General features: G+C 42.7%; 16 protein-coding genes and 1 pseudogene. 6 read left to right on the top strand and 11 right to left on the bottom strand.

Annotation, left to right across the window (positions count from 1 at the left end):
• Positions 1-25 precede the first annotated feature (25 nt).
• Entirely contained in the window at positions 26-1,795 is a 1,770-nt protein-coding gene (locus BP896_RS01305) for a DUF2070 family protein (RefSeq protein WP_291764850.1), read from the top strand.
• A gap of 150 nt (positions 1,796-1,945) precedes the next feature.
• On the opposite strand, the gene speD is transcribed toward BP896_RS01305, so the two are convergent.
• The gene (gene speD, locus BP896_RS01300) at positions 1,946-2,350 is read right to left on the bottom strand and encodes an adenosylmethionine decarboxylase (RefSeq protein ID WP_291764903.1); all 405 of its coding nucleotides are present in this window, start codon (positions 2,348-2,350) and stop codon (positions 1,946-1,948) included.
• A gap of 498 nt (positions 2,351-2,848) precedes the next feature.
• On the opposite strand from speD, the gene thiD reads away from it, so the two are divergent.
• Positions 2,849-4,159, top strand: a complete 1,311-nt coding sequence (gene thiD / locus BP896_RS01295) for a bifunctional hydroxymethylpyrimidine kinase/phosphomethylpyrimidine kinase (RefSeq protein WP_291764848.1) — start codon at positions 2,849-2,851, stop codon at positions 4,157-4,159.
• 67 nt (positions 4,160-4,226) lie between these two features.
• Positions 4,227-4,559, top strand: coding sequence for a MarR family transcriptional regulator (locus tag BP896_RS01290; RefSeq protein WP_291764844.1), 333 nt, complete (start codon positions 4,227-4,229; stop codon positions 4,557-4,559).
• A 22-nt stretch (positions 4,560-4,581) separates the two neighbouring features.
• Here the strand turns inward: BP896_RS01290 and BP896_RS01285 are convergent, their stop codons facing one another.
• Positions 4,582-5,295: a hypothetical protein gene (locus tag BP896_RS01285; protein WP_291764842.1), complete on the bottom strand. Its 714-nt coding sequence runs from the start codon at positions 5,293-5,295 to the stop codon at positions 4,582-4,584.
• Between the two features lie 37 nt (positions 5,296-5,332).
• Entirely contained in the window at positions 5,333-7,243 is a 1,911-nt protein-coding gene (locus BP896_RS01280) for a beta-CASP ribonuclease aCPSF1 (RefSeq protein ID WP_291764840.1), read from the bottom strand.
• A 348-nt stretch (positions 7,244-7,591) separates the two neighbouring features.
• Between BP896_RS01280 and BP896_RS01275 the strand changes: the two genes are divergently transcribed.
• The gene (locus tag BP896_RS01275) at positions 7,592-8,599 is read left to right on the top strand and encodes an ABC transporter ATP-binding protein (protein WP_291764839.1); all 1,008 of its coding nucleotides are present in this window, start codon (positions 7,592-7,594) and stop codon (positions 8,597-8,599) included.
• Positions 8,600-8,607: 8 nt separating this feature from the next.
• Here BP896_RS01275 and infB read toward each other — a convergent pair whose 3' ends face one another.
• The 3 genes from infB to BP896_RS01260 form a co-directional block, all read right to left on the bottom strand.
• On the bottom strand, positions 8,608-10,392 hold the full coding sequence (infB, locus tag BP896_RS01270; RefSeq protein WP_291764836.1) for a translation initiation factor IF-2: 1,785 nt from the start codon (positions 10,390-10,392) through the stop codon (positions 8,608-8,610).
• A 76-nt stretch (positions 10,393-10,468) separates the two neighbouring features.
• Entirely contained in the window at positions 10,469-10,774 is a 306-nt protein-coding gene (locus tag BP896_RS01265) for a hypothetical protein (protein WP_291764835.1), read from the bottom strand.
• Entirely contained in the window at positions 10,756-11,169 is a 414-nt protein-coding gene (locus tag BP896_RS01260) for a GH116 family glycosyl hydrolase (RefSeq protein ID WP_414633174.1), read from the bottom strand. Before BP896_RS01260 ends, BP896_RS01265 begins: the two co-directional genes overlap by 19 nt.
• A gap of 190 nt (positions 11,170-11,359) precedes the next feature.
• Here BP896_RS01260 and BP896_RS01255 point away from each other — a divergent pair, with 190 nt between their 5' ends.
• Positions 11,360-11,839 carry a PaREP1 family protein gene (locus BP896_RS01255; RefSeq protein WP_291764834.1) on the top strand — a complete coding sequence of 160 codons (480 nt, stop codon included), beginning with the start codon at positions 11,360-11,362 and terminating at the stop codon, positions 11,837-11,839.
• Between the two features lie 28 nt (positions 11,840-11,867).
• Here the strand turns inward: BP896_RS01255 and BP896_RS01250 are convergent, their stop codons facing one another.
• The 4 genes from BP896_RS01250 to BP896_RS01235 form a co-directional block, all read right to left on the bottom strand.
• Positions 11,868-12,488 (bottom strand): proteasome subunit beta, encoded by a 621-nt coding sequence (locus BP896_RS01250; RefSeq protein WP_291764830.1) that lies wholly within the window; start codon positions 12,486-12,488, stop codon positions 11,868-11,870.
• The gene (locus tag BP896_RS01245) at positions 12,481-13,281 is read right to left on the bottom strand and encodes a peptidylprolyl isomerase (protein WP_291764829.1); all 801 of its coding nucleotides are present in this window, start codon (positions 13,279-13,281) and stop codon (positions 12,481-12,483) included. The genes BP896_RS01250 and BP896_RS01245 overlap by 8 nt, the downstream gene beginning before the upstream one ends.
• On the bottom strand, positions 13,281-13,532 hold the full coding sequence (locus BP896_RS01240) for a 30S ribosomal protein S17e (RefSeq protein WP_291764828.1): 252 nt from the start codon (positions 13,530-13,532) through the stop codon (positions 13,281-13,283). The genes BP896_RS01245 and BP896_RS01240 overlap by 1 nt, the downstream gene beginning before the upstream one ends.
• A gap of 156 nt (positions 13,533-13,688) precedes the next feature.
• Entirely contained in the window at positions 13,689-14,060 is a 372-nt protein-coding gene (locus BP896_RS01235) for a hypothetical protein (RefSeq protein WP_291764826.1), read from the bottom strand.
• A 128-nt stretch (positions 14,061-14,188) separates the two neighbouring features.
• Here BP896_RS01235 and BP896_RS01230 point away from each other — a divergent pair, with 128 nt between their 5' ends.
• The gene (locus BP896_RS01230; protein WP_291764824.1) at positions 14,189-14,491 is read left to right on the top strand and encodes a DNA-directed RNA polymerase subunit K; all 303 of its coding nucleotides are present in this window, start codon (positions 14,189-14,191) and stop codon (positions 14,489-14,491) included.
• Between the two features lie 105 nt (positions 14,492-14,596).
• On the opposite strand, the pseudogene BP896_RS01225 reads toward BP896_RS01230, so the two are convergent.
• Positions 14,597-14,871 (bottom strand): annotated as a pseudogene (locus tag BP896_RS01225) (hypothetical protein); the annotation flags it as partial.

The following is a 14,871-nucleotide window of genomic DNA, read 5'->3' as shown; positions in this document are numbered from 1 at the left end:
AATTAACACTTATGTGAACCGCTAAATGAGTAGGAGGTTTGAACGCGGCTATGGGATACTCTTCGGCATGCATGCAGGCAGCTTAATTAGGTTAATAGGCCTAGTACTAATGATAATTACCCCACCGTTAATCCTAAGCAGAATAGGATTGAATCCACTATACTCCCTCCTAGTCTCAACCTTCTATATCCTGGCTTCAATAGCGTTAGCGTTAATAACAATGAGGATGACTGGCGTAGGTTCATTTAGAATATATTACACAACAGTATTAATAATAATGATTGAGTCAATAATAATAGACTCAGCAATGAGTATTATTGAAGGTAAACCAGTGGTTATGGCTGGTGCCTTAGCCGCACTGGCACCATTATCATTAATGGTATCCCTACTTAAGGACCCAGTTGGATCAAGGTCAACAGTAGGTTACTTAACGGACTTGGCATTACTCCTAGTCATAGTAATAATTATTCAATTACCCACCTACTTAATCATAGGTACCTTAACCCATGACGCCATAAGCATGCCCAGGGTGCTGCTACTTGACCTAGTGCTCTTCTTAATATCCATACTAATAATGCTCTCCATGATAATCATACATAAGGTTAAGGGGACATTATACTACTTGAAAATGTTCGGCGCATTCATATACACCATGATAACCGGTGATGGATCATTCATGGAGTTTCACCTCCTAAGATCATCTAAAGATTCTGACATTAGGATCCACGTAATTCACGTAACTGAGGATAATGGCAATGATTCATTCATAGTCGTACCCTACATCCATGCAGGGCCAGTGAGCCACGTGGGTGGGGCTGACTTAATACCCATTCTAGTTAAGGTTGCTAAGTCAATGAAGACGAAGTTAGTGTACCTACATGGTGTTGGTGGTCATGAAGTTGACCCTGCATCATACGACGACACCATGATTGTAGTTAATAGTGTTAAGCAAGCCATGGCTAAGCTTAGATCCAGTAACCACACTGAAGTAATTAGGGCTAAGCCAATCATAAGGGTGGAGTCGGGGGATATTAGGCTAGTAGTTTTACCAATAGCCAACGGTAAGAACCTAGTCCTGGTATCCCGCATAAGGAAGTCCATGGATGATATACCAACCTATGTTTATAATAAGGCCGCTGAGGAATTGGGTAATGATATTAATAGATTCATAATCGTTGATTCACAGAACAGCTTCAGTAGTGATAATTCCTGGAGTGATGATGATGTGCAGGATTTAATTAATGGATTAAGGAAGGTACTGAATACTCCTGACGCTGAGGGTGAGTTAAGGCTAAGGGTTATTCACATACCTAGGAGTAAGGTTCCTGGCTCATTCATGGAGATTGGGGATAATGGGGTATACATACTGTTAATGGGATTCAATAACGCTTCATTAGCTCTAGTGGTTATTGATGGCAATAACATTAAGCCTGACCTAGCTAATGAAATTAGGAGGAGGCTGGAGGAAATGGGTTACTTGGCTGAAGTAGTAACCACTGATAACCATCAGTACACTGGCTTCTTCGGTAAGGTTGGTTACCACGTGGTTGGTGATTGGGTTAGTAAGGATGAGTTAATAAGGCTAATACTGAATGCAGTTAATAATCCTAAAATCCCAGTGGTTAAGGTCAGTTACACCGAAGTTTCAAGTAGAATACGCGTAGTAGGGTCTGATGGATTTTACGGTATGGTTAGAGCCGCCTCCAGTGCAGTTAGTTTAACGCCAATACTCGCATCACTACTGTTCATAGCCCCAATAGTATTATCAATAATAGCCACATACATCATACTTTAATCCTTAATTACACCCAGTTGTGGTGATGACCTTAACCACATGATGAGTGGCAGTGAAGAATATTGAGCATTATTTTAAGAATGGGAAAGCATGAGGAAGAGGAAAAATATAGGTGTTTAGTTTTGTTTAACGAATTTAATTACAGCAACCTCACTTACTACTCCTATCTACAATAGTCTTAGTAAAGGTCTTGGGGTTAAGTTGCCTTATTATGTAATCATAGGCATCCCAAGGCCTTGAGTGCTCACCACACGTGTAGACATCAATGGTGGCGTAGTTGTATGCTGGCCAAGTGTGTATTGCTATGTGAGACTCCAACACTAAAGCTATTACCGATACCCCACCCTTATCCCCACCTCCAAAGCGCCAAACCTTAACATCAACTAAGTGCATATTAGCGACCTCCGCCGCCTTAATTACAAGGTTCTTTAAGTATTCATCATCCTGAAGTAACTTATCATTAACCCCCCATACTTCACCAAACACATGCCGACCAACCACACCCTCTTCCCCAACCCCCAATCGGGGGATTGGACTTTCCTGCTGTTGCAACATTTTTCCAATTGCCCAATTAATCAAGGAACTGGTCTGTTTTTAAATATTTCCCATCATTAACCACCGCTGCATATATCAATTTATTAATGAACATAGTTGAGTTAATTCTCGTCGAATATAAGAAGCATAATTATTACGAGTGAAGGAGTATATAGACAGCTCATAAATGAGTAGGATAATATGAAAGACTACTTACCCATGTAGAATTCCCTATTGATTTTCCTGAATTACCTGTAATCCATTATATTCCAGAAATACTGGAAAACTTAGTTAACTTTCCCTTAATTTAAAGAATGAAGCCTCCTGTACGCTGCAGCATTAACGTTGAGTTAACCATATTAACCACTCCCTGAGGATTAAGCCTTAGTGATGAGGAGGCATTTGCATGATGAGTGATTACTGCTGGAACTGCTGATCTAACCTTAATGCATGTGTTATAATTACGTTATAGGTAACCTATAGTAGTGTTTATTAAGGTGATTAAACTCCCTATGAAGTATGGTGGTTAAGTTACCTAAGGCACTAACAATAGCTGGCCTCGACTCAGGCGGTGGAGCTGGTATTACGGCTGACTTAAAGACATTCCACGCCATGGGGGTCTACGGCATGGTTGCATTAACCGCCGTTACAGCTCAGAATACACTTGGCGTTAGGGCGATTCAGGAGGTTGAACCAAGCATTGTTGAAGCCCAGGTAAATGCCGTTGCCGAGGATATTGGTGTTGATGCAGCTAAGACCGGGATGTTAAGTAGTTCACCCATAATGGAGAGCGTAGCTAAGGTGGTTAAGAAGTGGGGATTCCCACTAGTTGTAGACCCTGTAATGTACGCTAAGAGCGGGGACCCGTTAATGAGGAGGGATGCCATGGACACCTTAAGGAGAACCATAATCCCCCTGGCCAAGGTAGTAACCCCAAATGTCCCTGAGGCTGAGGAACTTTCAGGAATCAGAATCAGGAACCTTGATGATGCCAAGGCAGCGGCTAAGAGGATTGCTGAGGAGTTTCACCCTGAGATTATTATTGTTAAGGGTGGGCACCTTACAGGGGCTGAGAGCATTGATGTAGTTTACTTTAGGGATAATGGTGAATACAGGGAGTTGAGTGCACCTAGGATTAATACAGGGAACACACACGGTACTGGATGCAGCTTCTCAGCAGCCATAGCTGCTGGTTTAGCTAAGGGTATGAATGCTTGGGACTCCATTAGGCAGGCTAAGGAATTAATAACAATGGCCATTCAATACTCCCTACCCCTAGGTCATGGTCATGGCCCAGTTAACCCAATGTCATGGGTTGAGTTAAGGGCCTACAGGTATGATGCCGTGGTGGATTTAAATAATGCAATGGGTGTTATTAAAAACAAGGTGGGTGAGTTAATTGACCCCCAGGATAATGGCGGCATCGCCATAACTCCACCGCAGCCCTACGCCACTGATCCCCGTAATGTAATTGCAGTAACCTGGAGGAGCATTAAGGATGGATTGCCGATTAGTCTAATTATGCGTAGTGGGAGCAGCCGCCTAGTTAAGTACGCCTTAGGCATGGTTAGTAGTAATCCTGAGTTAAGGGCGCTGATACTTATAAGTGGTTTAAGTGATTTAATAAGTGGGGTTAAGAGGGGGTTAAGTACGTATGACTATGATTTAAGTGGAGATGAGTCAATGCTCATTAGTGGTGCTCTTAACAATGCTTTAAGGTCATTGAATAGGGTACCTGATGCCATTCACTTAACCAGCGTTAATGACCTCGTAATAATGGGTGAATCAGCCACCTCTGTGGTTAATAAGCTAATTAAGGCGCTTGGTTAATAATACTTAAGTAAAAATCCATGACTCAGTAATTTATTAAACCAGAAGCCGTGAATTAGGCTGGTGAATGTATAGAAGTAGAGACTATAAGGATGTTAGGAGATTATTGGTTTGGCTACTCTACGCATCCAGGGGTGGGGAGACTAGACTTAAGATACTTACCCTGCTTAAGCAGAGTGGTCAATTAAACGCAAGTCAATTAGCTAAGGCGCTTAAGGTTAATTACAGAACCATTACATACCACTTAGATATTCTTGAGGCGCATAATTTAATTGAAAGAGTCCAGACAAGCCATGGAATATACTATAGGTTAAGTAACGCCGGGTTAACTAACTGGGATTTAATAAGTAAATTACTTAAGTATAGTAAGGATAACAGGTTGAATAAGAATCAGCATTAGGATCAAGGCATTAGAGCCTTAGTTAAGAATTACCCATTAGCCTCCTCATTATAGAGTTAAGCATCCTCAACGTTCCCTTATCCAACACGGTTGATCCAGCACTCTCAATGAACACCTTCAATGCATTAACATCATTCCTATAATTCCCTGTGAACTCATCCCTATAACTCAAAACAGCGGCTCCATTCCATCCTAATGCAGCCAGTATTCTAGCTATCTTCAAGTAATCAATGGGGCCATTCATTATTGGGTAACCGCCTTTACCATTCTTAATATTATGAGCGTACATGAAGCTCACAATATTGAGGTTAGGTAGGAGAAACTCAAGCAGCCTCCTTAAACCCTTAAATGACGGTATATCCACTGTTAAACTAACCCTATGGGGTGGAGGAATAGGGGGTATGCCTGCTTCAGCATTTATGAACCATGATAACACAATATTGTATTCAGCAGCCACATTAAGGAACTCATCCAGGTTACTTCCCGGGGGCCTTATTATCACTTTACTTAAGTTTAGGTAATTAGCTAACTCCATTATTCTAGTGAAATCCTTAATCCTCCTTGGGGTTGGTACCCTGATCGTGACTGGTTCGTATTCCTCCAATTCAATGGCTAATTCAAGTAATGACTTACCCCAATTACCCTTAATGTAATCCACAGTATTCAAGGTTACCTGCAGCCCACTAACCTCCTCAGGCTTAATCCTTAATGGATTAACCTCAATTAACACATCCATTAATACTTAATTCAAGTCAACATTAATTAACATTTCCCTAAACTAACCTAATTGTCTCAAGGTGGTTAAGCATGACTGTATCTATCTTATACTTCAACTCTATGCTTAATGCCAGGTTCATTAACTTACCTGGTTCACCGTGAACAAGCATAACCTTATGCGGCTTAGGCTCAATCCTACCCACATAATTCATTAACTGCTTCCTATCACTATGGCCTGAGAAGCCTGGTTCATGGAAAACATTCATGTTTACGTTAACCGTAATGTCTTGGTCATAGTACTTTAAGTTAACCTTACGTTCACCTTGAATAAGCCTTCTACCCAGAGTCCCCTCCCCCTGGTATGATACGAATATTAAGCTGTTCTTAGCGTCATCAGCCATATGCACGAAGTAATCCATCGCAGGTCCACCATTAAGCATACCATGCGGCGCCAGTATTATTGATGGTGGGCCCTGCAGTATATCCATGACCTGCTCCTGCCTCTTATCAGGATTCCTAGCCCTCTCCACTGGTTTAACGTACTCTGAGATGAATGGGTTAACGCCATCGTATATTAATTCCTTAACATTATTGTTTAAGTAATCTGGGAACATTAAGTGGACATTAAGTGTTTGAAGAACCATGCCGTCAACGTATATTGGGGCCTTAGCCAACTTACCTACCTGCATTGAGTCATTAAGTAGGAATAATATTTCCTGAGCCCTACCGGTACTGAAGACTGGTATAAGCACCTTACCGCCGTTTTCAATGGTCTTATTAATTAGTTGAATTAACTCAGCCTCAGCCTCCTCCCTAGGCTTCTGAACATCATCCTTACCCCCGTAGGTTGACTCCATTATGAGCAACTCCACACGCTTAAAGATGCTGTGGGCTGGGTTAAGTAACCTGGATGGCCCATACTTGAAGTCACCGGTGTAAACTATGTTATATAATCCATTACCAATGTGGAGGTGGGATAGGGCTGAGCCAATCTCATGCCCAGCATCATAGAGGGTTAACTTAATGTCAGGTGAAATATCAGTAACATCACCGTAATCCACAGTGATGCTATGGTATAGGCTTGAGGCTAATTCACTTAACCCATAGTACGAGTAACCACGCTCAGAGGATAAGTCTATGTAATCCGTTAGGAGAATCTCCATTAGGTACTTGGTTGGCTCAGTCATGTATACTGGGCCCTTATAACCATACTTATAGAGGTAAGGTAACATGCCTATGTGATCCAGGTGAGCGTGGGAGATCACCACAGCATCCAAATTATCCACATCTATTACGTCAAAAAATGGGGCCTCATCCATACCCCCACTGGGCTTAACACCAGCATCAAGCAGGACCCTGCTTTCACTGGTCTCAATAAGTAATGCGCTCCTACCAACTTCGAAGCATGCACCTAGGCAAGTTACCTTAACGTACTCATTCTTATACACCGGTAGCCTATGTATCCTTAAGCCAATGCTCTTCAGGAACTCAGCCCTCTCCTTACTCATCAACATATCCACATTATTGACAGCATCTATGTCATCCCTAGGTAAACCCTTAGACATGTCTAGGGCTGTTGAAACTATTACTGGCCTCCAACCTGTTTGAGATAATATAGCCTTATCAAGCCCCTTAATAACCTGGGGCTTCCTTAGGAATATGTAGACATCACCCAATTGATCATTAAAGTAAACCTTATCAACCTCATTACCGCCATCAGTTATCATCTTCCTAATAACCTTCTCAACCTCCTCCTTAGGCGCCCTAGCCTTCTCATCACCCTTAATTATAATGTGCTTCTTAAGCTCCTTAGCAAGCATTTTTATTAACTCACTATTATTCATGATGTAGCCTGGGTTAATGGAGTACACTGTTACGTGAGGGCCCTCAAACTCAATCCTAGTTACCTTAGCCTCCTCAGGCAGCATCTTAATAATCTTCTCCTCTATATCAGGTCTAAGCGCCATTCCATAAACACCCTCAAGACATGTCTCATTACCCTAAGGTGTTTATAAACGTTATGCAAAAGCTAATTCAATACCCTCATTTAATCAGAGGCACGCTTCATCATTGATCCCACCTATTTAAGTGATTAGCCATTAATTAAATCTCACCTTAAGGTTAAGTGCAGCCACTGCTTATTCATTATGTTGATTAAACAATAATTGTAAATGATGATAAGAAATTAATTGAAATAATGTTTTCTGCGTCTATTTTTAGTGAGAATTAAGGCCTTGATTAATCTGAGTTATGTATTTTCATGAAGTTAAATACTTAAATACCCATTATGGTTAAGCTAATGCCGCGGTGAAATAATGCTCGATTTCTCAGATACGCCGTGGATTAACAGTAATCAGCTTGTTGTAGCTCATAGGCTAAGGATGTGGTATACTATGCGTGCTAGCTTATTTTCAAAACCTAGGTACGTTAAGGCTGTTGATGATGTGAGCATTAGTATTGGCCGTGGTGAAACCATGGCAATAGTGGGTGAGTCAGGTAGTGGTAAGACGACATTGGGTAGGGTCCTCATTAGGCTTCTTAAGCCCACTGGGGGTGAATTATTCTTCGATGGTAAGGACATTACCCACGAGGAGGACAGTAACCTGCTTTGGTTCAGGAGGAGAACTGCCATTGTTCTCCAAGATCCATTCTCAAGCCTTAACCCTTACCACAACGTTAAGTTCATTGTTGAGGAACCACTGATAGTTAATGGTGTTGATTCAAGGGAGAGGGATGAATTGGTTCATAAGGCCCTTGAGGAGGTTAAGTTGACTCCGGTTAATGACTACCTATACAAGTATCCTCATCAACTTTCAGGGGGTCAGAGGCAGAGGGTTTCCATAGCCAGGGCTATTGTCACTAGGCCAGACTTCATAGTTGCTGATGAACCAGTCTCAATGCTTGATGCCTCAGTGAGGGTTGAGATTCTCACTATACTTAAGGGCATTCAGGAGAGGGATAAGATTGCCTTCGCCTACATTACTCATGATATCTCCACAGCCAAGTACTTCAGTGATAAGATTCTGGTAATGTACGCTGGCAAGATGGCTGAGATTGGGCCCTATAGGGATGTGATAAAGGAACCCCACCACCCATATACTCAGGCCTTAATTGAGGCTATACCTGACCCAGACCCTAAGAATAGGTTTAGTGAGAGGAAGGTTGTTGCAGGTGAGCCGCCTAATTTAGCTAACCCACCCAGTGGCTGTAGGTTTCATCCAAGGTGCCCGTATGCCATGGATATTTGCCGTAGGGAGGAGCCTCCTATGGTTGAGGTTAAGAAGGGTATATACGTGGCATGCTGGCTATACGTGAAGAGGTGAATGAGCGTTCATTGGGCTTGAGCCTTCCATGTGCTTCTAAGCTTCATGAATTCCTCAAGCACCTCAACCTCATCACTGCTTAAATGATCCTTATACTGCATTATTAACTTAACAGCATGCTCAAGGGGTACGTTAACGTAGAGTACGTCACCCTCCTTAATGTGCCTACCAATGATTACATTACCCTCTATTGAGATTGCCACGCTCATACCCTTCTTAGCCACTTGAATTGGCTTACCCTTATCCTGAATCTGCATAATAACACCAACCTCCTTCCCATTAGCCTTAACTAACTTGTAACCCGGCTTAATTAAACCACCCAACACTTCAACACCCACTATTGCTGGATTACTCCTCCTGAATACGTAGCCTGGTATTATGGCTATTTTACCAGGCCTAACATACTTACTTAACTCACTTTCAATAAGCCTACTCTTCTCCTCATTAAACCACTTGGTGAATTCCTCAACAAGCCTGTAAAGTATGTTGTTTTGAAATATTGTGACTAATTGAACCTTAGCCTCCTCCTCAACCTCCTTAGGGACCTTAACGTTAAACGCCAGTACTACACCGTAGAGTGGGTTCTTCCTCCTAACCACTGAGGCGTCTATTATATCCCTCCTGGTTACTGGACCAATATCAGCCTTCCTAACTGGTATCCCCTGTGACCTTAGGTAAAGCACCATGGCCTCAAGTGTACCTAAGGTGTCTGCCTTAGCCACAACACCCACTTGATCAGTCTCAATCTTAACTGATGCAGCATCCTTAATGATCTCATCAATGTATGGCTTAGGGTCACCCTGCACCACGTACATTAATGAACCTGGGACAACCTCATCCAACCCATCGGCAATCACCTTAACTCCAGCCGCCGCCTCAACCTCATTAACATGCATGTACTTGTCCTCAGGATCCCTCATTTCATCAAGTGGCTTAGGCATAACCATCATCCTAACCTTAGTCACCACAGGGCCGTTGAGGCCCATGGCAACTATGGTGTCCCCCCTCCTCAAGATACCGTCGTAAAGTACAACATCCATTGTTGTGCCAAGCCCCTTCTCCTCCTTAACCTCCATTACGACACCTTTACCTGGACCACCCATTAGCCTTAACCTATCCTTAACAAGCCTTTGGGTTAAACCAGCCATTAGGACCAGTAAATCCGGGATACCCTCACCTGTGACTGCACTGGTGGGCACTATGGGTACTTGCCTACTGAAGTCAGTTATCCTATCGAACCTCTCAGCCTCAAAGCCCTGCCTATTGAAGTCCTCAATTATCCTAGCTAAAGCCTCCTCAAGCCTACCCTGGGTATCCTCATCCTGGGCATTGTAGGAGTCCAGTATTGAGGCGTTGGGCATAGGCTTCCACCCATATATCCTATCAACCTTATTAGCAGCAACGACAAAGGGTATGTTCCTACTCTTAAGCAGTATTAGGCTCTCATAAGTCTGCTCCTCAAAGCCCCTGGTTAAGTCAATTACAAGTATGGCTAAGTCAGCCACTGAACCACCCCTACGCCTAAGGTTGGAGAAGGCTGCGTGGCCTGGGGTATCAACCATTAGGAAGCCCTTAACCCAAACCTTACCCCTCAACCTATACCTCTCAATAACTGGGGCCGCATACTTCTCAATAATAGGCCAGGGTAAGTAGGATAAGCCAATATGCTGAGTAATCATACCTGGTTCCCTGTAAGCTACCATAGTGTTCCTAATCTTATCCAACAGTAGAGTCTTCCCAACATCCACATGCCCAACAACAACCACTATGGGTGCCCTATAATTCTCAGACATGGTATCAGGAGCAAAAATTAATCCTATTTAATAAGCTTTTCACTCCAGGAAGCATACATGAGTATTCAGCAATAAGCTACATAATGTACCTTTCATAATCAGCGTTAAAGTATTTCTCAATATAATCCTCACTTAAATACCTATACTGCGATTCATGCTTAATCCCCCTATATTGAGCAGTATTAATCATTAGAGCCCTCCTTCTAGATAACTTATATTTAATCAGCTTAATAAGTACATAAACCCTCTTAAGCCTACGTAACCTACTCACCGACAGTTCATAATTCAAGTAAGAATATCCCTTAACCCTTAAACCCAATTCCCTAAGAACCCTAATGATTATTACCACTGAGGCCCAGCAGCCTAGGTGAACCTCATACACTGATGGATAGACAACCTCATCTGACTTAATTCTAGTAAAATACCCTTAAGCTTAACCACAGCCTCATCAATGAATTTACTGCCATCGAATAAATTATTCAAAGTCCCCTTAGCCAGCGCCTCACTAGCCCTCTTAACCATTGCCTCATCACCAATAGCCTCAGCAATCTTAACCATAGCCATTAGTGAAGCCGCTTGAAGTGAGGCTATGTAGCTTGGTAAGCCACTTATAGGCGTTACATCAAATTCAGTATCCCCATTACCATTTAACTCCGGTACGCTGCCACTATCCTTAAGTAGCCTCTCAAGAATGCCAGGAATTAAGTCAAATCCAATAGCCTTAGGGAAGTTATAAATGTAGATTGGTAGTGATGTTAACTCCATTAGCTTAAGCAAATACCTCCTTAGCGCCTCATAGTCAGGCTTATAGTATATTGGAGGTATTGTGGCTATTTACATTATACTTTCTCAGCATCCCTTATGGTGGCTACTATTGCTCTCTAATCAGTGCTACCCACGAGTATCCTAAAATCTTTAAGAGCGAAGTTAAATATATTTAAGTTGCAGCCAAGGTAGTAAAAATACCGTGGAGGTACCCGTGGAAATTCTTAGAGAAGCCGAAAAGAGGGGACTAGATATTATCGATATACTAGTAAATGCTATCGATAAAAGTGACCCATCAAGTGGTATTAAAATAAGGATTGAATTAGCTAAGAAGTACCTAAGCGAAAGTAAAGATTACTTAGGGAGGAATGATGCTGTTCAAGCCAGTGAGAAGGCGTATAAGGCTGTTGAGGAAGTTATAAAGGCGCTTACGGAGAAGTATAATACGCCTGAGTACTTAGAGGCCATTAAAGCTGGTAAATGGTTCACTTACCTGCTGCAGAAGGCTAGTAATACATTAGCATTAACGCTAGGTGATTGGGTGGCTGCTGGTTGGGCTGCTGCATATTCACTACATGTTTGGGGTTTTCATGAGGCTAAGTTAACGGTTAATGATATGGTAGCTTACATGAGGGTGATTGAGGATACTGTGAATAAGGCTATTGAACTTTTATCCAAGTGAAATTACTTAACCAATGATGGAATTCAACTTAAACCTGAACCTCCCTATACCCGGCCTCCTTAGTTATGGTTATTACATCAATGCCTTCACCGCTTCCTGGATCATGAAGCATTGCCGCCCTAACAGCCCTAGCAGCCAACTTAACTGCATCATCAAGGCTCATGCCATCCCTATAGCCATCCTCAAGGACACCGAAGGCTGTTGGTGAACCACTACCAGTTGACATGAAGCGTTCCTCCCTTGTGAAGCTACCATACCAGTCAACTGCATATAATACTGGCCCCTCCTCATTATCCACTCCACCAATTATCATGTGAGCTATGTATATCATCGGCCTACTGTAGAACATTACCACTGAAGCGTAGTTGGCTAATGTCTTAATGGGTACTGGGGCCTGGTGCGTTATCCTATAGTCCATTGCTAAGTGCGTTAATTCATTAAGTATCATTTGTACATCAGCAACCGCTCCACTCATTGTTGCCGCCGCATGATTATCAATCTTCCATATCTTCCTACCCTTCCTATGCGCTATGTAGTAGCCTGCAGTAACCCTCCTGTCTGTGGCTAATACAACACCCTCCTTAGTAACAATACCCACTGTTGTTGTACCGGTTAATAGGACCTTTGGGTCATTATGAGTACTACTCACTTGAACCACCTTGAGCCTGCTGCGGCTGCGCCTCCGTAGCCTGCGGCTGTTGGGGCTGCTGAGCCCCCTGTGTAGCCTGCTGTAGTTGCTGGGCCTGCTGTTCCTCCCTTGTTACCTCAAGCTCCTCCACGTAAATTATCTTCTTAACGTCAGTGAACCTCTGTGCTAATTCCTCAGCTATCCTGAATTTAATTGTGCCAATGCCCTCAATGAAGAGTACCTCTGAGGGTAGCTTTACTGTTACTTGGCCATTCTCATGCTTAGTCTCAACCCTACTCATGTCTAACCTAGGTAAGTACTGCCTAACAATCTCCTTAACCTTATCCTCATCATTGGTGAGCTTCTTAACAACCTTAGCGTTAACCACAATCACCTTACCCGCCAATGGGTGGTTGAAGTCTAGGATAACCCTACCACTTGAAACCGAGATAACCCTAGCCCTCTGATTATTGTACTCAACAATGTCGCCAACCCTAGGTACCTTACCAGTCCTGTAGAATTCTCTAATTGAAATAACCTTAACCTTACCCTGGTCCCTTAAGCCAAAGGCCTTCTCAGGGGGTACCTCCACGGTAACCTCAGACCCCTCGTCACTCTTCAGTAAAGCCTCCTCAAGGGGTTCGAAGATCTTTGTTTCACCAAGTATTATTAACCTTGGTCCATAGGCCTGGTTAGGATCATATATGTTAGCTTCCTTAGCCTTCTCCTCAATGGTAGTCTCAATAACCTTACCATCATCCTTCGTCAACATGGTGTAGTCCAGTAGTATGTAGTCGCCCTTCTGCAGAACCATTAGGAACCACCCTCAGCACTGGTTTTTACACTTTCACTTTCCCCCAACTCCTCCTCACCTGCAGCCTTAATGCGCTTAACCTGTGATGTTATGTAACCTGCAATTCTATTCCTAATCCTCTTCGAAGCACCCTCCACCAACTGACCTACCACCTGCTTATTGTGCTCAAAGTCCTCAGTAAACCTATCAGGGTACTGCTCCATAAGCATCCTACCAACCCTCTTAATGTAAGCTGGCCTAACCTTACCCATTAAGCAACGATGTTGAGCCAGCGGTTTTAAGCGTTTCTTAGCATGAGAATTGACCCTAAATATGCGTAAACCTTAGTCATCATCAATGATGTTAAGGCACCATTAAGGTTACTGGTAAGTGAAGTTAAGTGGACCTTAGGGCAATGAGTACTTGGGTTAGGGTATTTCCACTACTTCACTTAAAAGTTCATTAACGTCCTTACCCCTATACTTACCTATTACGTCACTGACGTAGCTTATTAACCTCCCGTAGAGCCAGTGATTACTGCAGGCTGATGAGTCGAAGGCTACACTAGTTACGCTAACCTTACCGTTATCAACCACAACATAGCCACCCCTCCTCAACTCCTCAACAGTATCCAGGAAGTCCTGGCTGACTGGAAAGTAATCCTCAATACTCCAGGTGAATACCGAGAAACCACTCTGCTTATCCACTATGTACATTAATAGGGCTAGCTTATCTATACTGCATGAACCATTAAGCATCCTAATTGAGTCAAGCAGTATGCACTTCCTTATATCCTCCATTACTGTAAAGATGCTTAACTCCCTTTAATAGTTATCCTCATAATACCCTCATTAACGCACTCGTGGGTAAAGGCCCCTTAGGGATTGTGTAGTTAAGTTTATAAAGGGCTTATTTATTGAAGACAGGCATGTCAACGATTGACGAATTATACTCTTTAATTAGGAATGGTAAATTACCTTACCCACCCCGAATAACTAAGTACGAGTTCGCTAAGATAATTGCAGTTAGGACTAGGCAATTAATGGATGGTGCACCACCATTAGTTAACCCAAAGGAGATAGGTACCTCAGACCCAGTGGCAATAGCCTTCGAGGAATTTAAGAGGGGTTTACTACCCTTCATAATAATAAGGAGGTTACCCAATGGGAAGAGGGTTGAGTACACGCTTAAGGAGCTGCAGGAACTTGAAAGGAACGTCATGGCGTATTAATCACTGATACGTCATGCCTTAAACCACTTACCAGGAATCTTACCCATAATTTAAATTACGCATATTCACTAGTTCATGAATAGTAAGCCTAATTAGCTGAATAATTTACTTAACCTTAGCCCTAGCAATTAATGCAACCACTACAATTAATACAATGATGCTTACTGTAATGGTTAATGCCATGGACTCGGGAATAATGCTCTTAACTATGGTTGAAGTTAACGTGCTTACCTCAGTACTTACCACCGTACTCACCACTGTGGTTGTTACCACTGTGGTCACTGTGGTGGTTAAGTTAACTGGAATAGTGACTGTTGTGGTGGTTACTGGGGGAGGCTTAACCGTTACTAATGCTGTATACTTAGTCACATTAACTCCAG

The sequence above is a fragment of the Caldivirga sp. UBA161 genome (assembly GCF_002506515.1).
GTDB lineage: Archaea > Thermoproteota > Thermoprotei > Thermoproteales > Thermocladiaceae > Caldivirga.
This window is presented reverse-complemented; position numbering and strand designations above follow the sequence as displayed.

Bases quoted from the DNA above. Each gene is read 5' to 3' on its own strand.
- BP896_RS01305 (WP_291764850.1), top strand. From the start codon at position 26: ATGAGTAGGAGGTTTGAACGCGGCTATGGGATACTCTTCGGCATGCAT.
- speD (WP_291764903.1), bottom strand. From the start codon at position 2,350: ATGTTGCAACAGCAGGAAAGTCCAATCCCCCGATTGGGGGTTGGGGAA.
- thiD (WP_291764848.1), top strand. From the start codon at position 2,849: ATGGTGGTTAAGTTACCTAAGGCACTAACAATAGCTGGCCTCGACTCA.
- BP896_RS01290 (WP_291764844.1), top strand. From the start codon at position 4,227: ATGTATAGAAGTAGAGACTATAAGGATGTTAGGAGATTATTGGTTTGG.
- BP896_RS01285 (WP_291764842.1), bottom strand. From the start codon at position 5,295: ATGGATGTGTTAATTGAGGTTAATCCATTAAGGATTAAGCCTGAGGAG.
- BP896_RS01280 (WP_291764840.1), bottom strand. From the start codon at position 7,243: ATGGCGCTTAGACCTGATATAGAGGAGAAGATTATTAAGATGCTGCCT.
- BP896_RS01275 (WP_291764839.1), top strand. From the start codon at position 7,592: ATGCTCGATTTCTCAGATACGCCGTGGATTAACAGTAATCAGCTTGTT.
- infB (WP_291764836.1), bottom strand. From the start codon at position 10,392: ATGTCTGAGAATTATAGGGCACCCATAGTGGTTGTTGTTGGGCATGTG.
- BP896_RS01245 (WP_291764829.1), bottom strand. From the start codon at position 13,281: ATGGTTCTGCAGAAGGGCGACTACATACTACTGGACTACACCATGTTG.
- BP896_RS01240 (WP_291764828.1), bottom strand. From the start codon at position 13,532: ATGGGTAAGGTTAGGCCAGCTTACATTAAGAGGGTTGGTAGGATGCTT.
- BP896_RS01235 (WP_291764826.1), bottom strand. From the start codon at position 14,060: ATGGAGGATATAAGGAAGTGCATACTGCTTGACTCAATTAGGATGCTT.
- BP896_RS01230 (WP_291764824.1), top strand. From the start codon at position 14,189: ATGTCAACGATTGACGAATTATACTCTTTAATTAGGAATGGTAAATTA.